The organism is Enterococcus sp. DIV1298c (genome assembly GCF_017316315.1).
Lineage (GTDB): Bacteria > Bacillota > Bacilli > Lactobacillales > Enterococcaceae > Enterococcus_B > Enterococcus_B mangumiae.
The window spans coordinates 1-3,963 of record NZ_JAFLWG010000074.1 but is presented as its reverse complement, the minus strand read 5'-3'; the positions used below and the strand labels follow the sequence as shown (position 1 = coordinate 3,963).

At 29.8% G+C, this 3,963-nt stretch carries 5 protein-coding genes; 1 reads left to right on the top strand and 4 read right to left on the bottom strand.

The genetic code is table 11. The features are described 5' to 3' along the window. Positions 1-563: 563 nt before the first annotated feature. The gene (locus JZO83_RS13585) at positions 564-836 is read right to left on the bottom strand and encodes a helix-turn-helix transcriptional regulator (protein ID WP_207116091.1); all 273 of its coding nucleotides are present in this window, start codon (positions 834-836) and stop codon (positions 564-566) included. Beyond that, positions 833-1,192: a type II toxin-antitoxin system RelE/ParE family toxin gene (locus JZO83_RS13580; protein ID WP_207116090.1), complete on the bottom strand. Its 360-nt coding sequence runs from the start codon at positions 1,190-1,192 to the stop codon at positions 833-835. The genes JZO83_RS13585 and JZO83_RS13580 overlap by 4 nt, the downstream gene beginning before the upstream one ends. A 149-nt stretch (positions 1,193-1,341) precedes the next feature. Here JZO83_RS13580 and JZO83_RS13575 point away from each other — a divergent pair, with 149 nt between their 5' ends. Next, entirely contained in the window at positions 1,342-2,139 is a 798-nt protein-coding gene (locus JZO83_RS13575; RefSeq protein ID WP_207116089.1) for a hypothetical protein, read from the top strand. A 338-nt stretch (positions 2,140-2,477) separates the two neighbouring features. On the opposite strand, the gene JZO83_RS13570 is transcribed toward JZO83_RS13575, so the two are convergent. Next, on the bottom strand, positions 2,478-2,636 hold the full coding sequence (locus JZO83_RS13570; protein ID WP_207116088.1) for a hypothetical protein: 159 nt from the start codon (positions 2,634-2,636) through the stop codon (positions 2,478-2,480). A gap of 22 nt (positions 2,637-2,658) precedes the next feature. Further along, positions 2,659-3,747: a YhgE/Pip family protein gene (locus tag JZO83_RS13565; RefSeq protein ID WP_207116087.1), complete on the bottom strand. Its 1,089-nt coding sequence runs from the start codon at positions 3,745-3,747 to the stop codon at positions 2,659-2,661. Positions 3,748-3,963 lie beyond the last annotated feature (216 nt).

Genomic DNA, 3,963 nt, shown 5'->3' with positions numbered 1-3,963 from the left:
AAATACTACTTCTATTGATTCTAGTGCATATATAGATGGTTCTGTCGTGGGACTAGAAGATAAAATAGCTAAACCATTGCTTGATAAAATTCAGTGATGATAACTAGATATAATTTAGGGTTATGTCGACTAGATGATTAAATAATATTTATAGGATGGTTTTTATGAATAAAGAGGAAATGAAAGAGTATTACGAAAAAAATAAAAAAAGAAGATGAAGTGGATCTAGATTGGTTAATTGCATTGAAAAGAAAAACAATTAGGCTATAGTTTCTGGAGACGTCCATAATACGGATTAGAACGAAGAATGGCTGTATTGATCGATTGTGATTATGGTGAGCTGATTCAGCTCAATATTCAAACGAAACAATATCCTTGTAAAAATTGTGGGAATTGTTACCAATTTATTGATCAAGACTTTCAACTACTAAACGAAAAAAATAAGTAGGTATCTTATAGTCGGGCAGTCGTCTGGCTATTTTTCTATTTAGAGAAGAGCCTCGTTGCAAATACGTAAAATAAGATAAAAAAAACTCCGTCAGTTTAAACCTGACGGATATTCATTATTTAAATTCTACATGCAATTCCTTACCAACTTTTGTAGCAATTTCATATAAAATTTTTATACTTGGATTCATGCTTCCATTCTCTATGCGTGCAATCGTACTCTGCGGTTTCCCAACTTTTTCAGCAAATTCTCGTTGAGAAACCCCTAGTTCGCTTCTTAATTCAGTAACTGCTACTGCAATTTCTAAGCGCTGTTTTTCTGCTTCAAACTCTTGAGCAAAAGTCGGACTTTCCGCTTTTTTCTTTTCAATTAGATCTTTAATGCTCATATTAGTTCTCCCTTCAAATATTTTTCTCTAACACTTTTTGCATGGTTTATTTCTTTTTGTGGGGTCTTTTGAGTTTTCTTAGTAAAACCATGTGTGATAAGAAATTCATTGTCGATTTTTTGAAAATATATTGCTCGTTGAATATTTTTTCCTACTTTAGAACGTAATTCATACAAATCATTATCTAATTTTTTTACCCACTCCATTCTTTGAGCAATGAGCAATCCTTTTTCTTCTGTTATTTCAATTATTGCTAATAACTTAGAAGAATCCTTTTCAGGTATAGAGTTCAAAAAATCTTCAAATTCGCTTGTTCCGTCTTTCCGTTTAACGTAATCAAATTGTGGTTTATCCATACCTTTATGATAGCTTATTCGCTATCGAAAAGCAAACGAATATTCCTTTTAATGAAAATAAAGGGAATTGATGTGTGATAGAATAAATAGAAAGCTATTTGAAGAAAAAATTTATTATGTGTAGATAATATACAAAAGGAGTAAAAGAATTGAATCGATCAGAGTACAAACAAATGCTGACAATGAAATATTTTTACGAGGAGAAATTGCAAGAAATCAAAAAGAAACATAAGTCTGATCCGGATTTGTTTCATCCGATTGGTAAGGATCGTTATTGTCTATACTGTGAGAAGTATCAAGAAATCCAAGATAAGCTACAGCCTACTTTAAAACAATTAATGCAGTATGAAAAAACACACGAAGTGAAACAACCAGTGATTCAACAGTTGGCCGCAGTCCCCAAAAAGGAAAAGGCGAAGCCAAAAAAAGTGTATCAAGTCTATTCTCTCTTGTTCAAAGATGGTTCAGAATATTTGGTTTATACGTTCGCCCAGGAAACTGGTTGTCGATTATTAGGGAGACAGATTTCAGAATTAAGTAAGGCAGTTCCTATCTCTAAGGAGTATTATTCGTCCATTTATTTAGAACAGGAAGATGGCTCGATTATTTCAGTAGAAGCACGCTTGCAAGAGCATTCGACTAAGAAAAGTTGGTTATTAGCAGAAAAACAGCAAACGAGAATAAAAGCGACAGGAATTTGTTTCAATGAAAAACCTTTTGAATATTTGAAGTATACTAAAGGACAATACAGCTGTTTGATCACTTTTTGCGGGAATACGGCGATTAAAAAAACAAAGAAATTTTCAAAAAATGGGAAAGTAGCTTTTGAAACAGCCCCAAGGCATGATTGCATTAGAGTATGGATAAGTCCTTCTGAAGCTCTTTCCAGGCACGTTTATGGTGATTTTATGTACACACTAATAAAATTATTTATTTTTAATTTATAAAATAATATATTTTTATTCTACTATTTTAAATAATAAACTAATTAGTTTATTATTGTTTTGTGAAGACTACCCAAAAAAGTATGTTTACCAATAGATAAATAATGGACTATAGACAGAATTGCGACAACTGCTAATTTTAAGGATTATACAGAGTCTTAAAAATCCCACATAAACTAATGTTAATCAAATAGGATTTAATAAAAATTTCAAGATTAAAGCTAAATATAAAAAGAGACGAACTCAGCGTTTGTCTCTTTTTATATTTAGAGTATTGCCTAAATATTAAATTCAAGTACAGTTAATTATATAAGATTTTAGAAGAATAATAATCTGTAAATTCATTTAAAGCAATTCCTGTTTTTGTTTATTTCTCTTTTTTCTTTAAGTAGATCTTTGACAAAAGTATCTATATCTGTATATTCTTGTCCTAATTTATCATGTCTTTCTCTAATCTCCGTCTTCTTTTTTTTAGCAGCATCAATTTTATAGATTTTCATTACTATTTCCCACCTTTATTGTTTAGTTTGATGTTTTTTTGAAGCGTCGTTCATGTATTAAATAGGAAAGTAAAATTAAGAATTGGCCAAAAATTAAGAAGCCGATTAATACGTAAACATTTTCTGCTAAATTAATGCCTTCCAAACTGATAATACTTCTCAATCCTCTTATTGTATAGGTCATTGGAATACAAGCATTAATTTTTTCAAATAGACTATTGGTTAAGAGAATAGGATAAACACCAGCTGCAGCTGACGTTTGGAGCATAGTTAAAATTAAAACAATTAAAGATCCAATTCCTGGAATCAATTTATTAAATCCTACAATTATACTCAAGAATGTTGCAGAAGTTAAAAATAAGAAAGCCATTAATTGATAGAGTGAGTTAACTGGAATATGGATAAATAAGAAATTCCCACTTAGTAATAAAAGTACTTGAACTAAACCAATTATTACAGGAAAAACATATTGTTTTGTCCAGTACGTTGTAAATTTTTCTCCTTTTTTCTTCAAATTACGCATTGTAAATTGGTTGACAAATATCCCAGCAACAAAAAGTGTTAATGAAAATAAATATGGAGCCATTGCTTCACCATTATTTTTTACTGGATGAATATTTTTGACTTGTAATTTAACGATAGAACCAGTTGAATCTGGAATATTCATGCCTTGCATCTTGTCAATAATTTTAGAAGATAGTTCTGCATTAACATGTTGTACAAATTGGTTCATTGTACTAGTGATGACTTTTGAAGAAAAGGAATTAAGTCCTTCAGAAGTTATCAATTGTAATTCAGCGTTTTCTTTTAGCTTTGGAAAAGTTGTAATTTTACCTTGAAAATCTTCACCAAAACTTATAATGGCATATACTTTTCCGTCTCTTAACTTTTCCATCGCGCTATCCATGTTTGTTTCTTCTTTTAAATCAAATAATTTTTCTTCAACTAATTTATCTTGAATTATATTTTTTTCGGAATTGACTAGAGCTACTGGTAATTGATCCATATTACCATATGGATCTAATGATGCACCTAAAAACAATCCAGAATAAATCATAGGAATAAGGGATAAGAATATTAATACAAATCCTAAAACAATTTTCTTTTTCATAATAAACACCTCTTTATTTTTATAACCCACGTAAACCGCAGATATCTTTTGACTACAGACATAATAAATCTATAGATTTTATTTGTCAACAGAAAACACGAATTTTATAAATTGGAAATTTTTAAAAATTTAAAATGACAGAAACAAAGAAAAAGAATTATAGAAGTTGATAAATTAAAGGATTTTATTGTCAGGTAGTTCTAACTTATCATTTTA

Excerpts from the sequence above, each read along its gene's own strand:
- JZO83_RS13580 (WP_207116090.1), bottom strand. The coding sequence starts at position 1,192 with ATGGATAAACCACAATTTGATTACGTTAAACGGAAAGACGGAACAAGC.
- JZO83_RS13565 (WP_207116087.1), bottom strand. The coding sequence starts at position 3,747 with ATGAAAAAGAAAATTGTTTTAGGATTTGTATTAATATTCTTATCCCTT.
- JZO83_RS13585 (WP_207116091.1), bottom strand. The coding sequence starts at position 836 with ATGAGCATTAAAGATCTAATTGAAAAGAAAAAAGCGGAAAGTCCGACT.
- JZO83_RS13570 (WP_207116088.1), bottom strand. The coding sequence starts at position 2,636 with ATGAAAATCTATAAAATTGATGCTGCTAAAAAAAAGAAGACGGAGATT.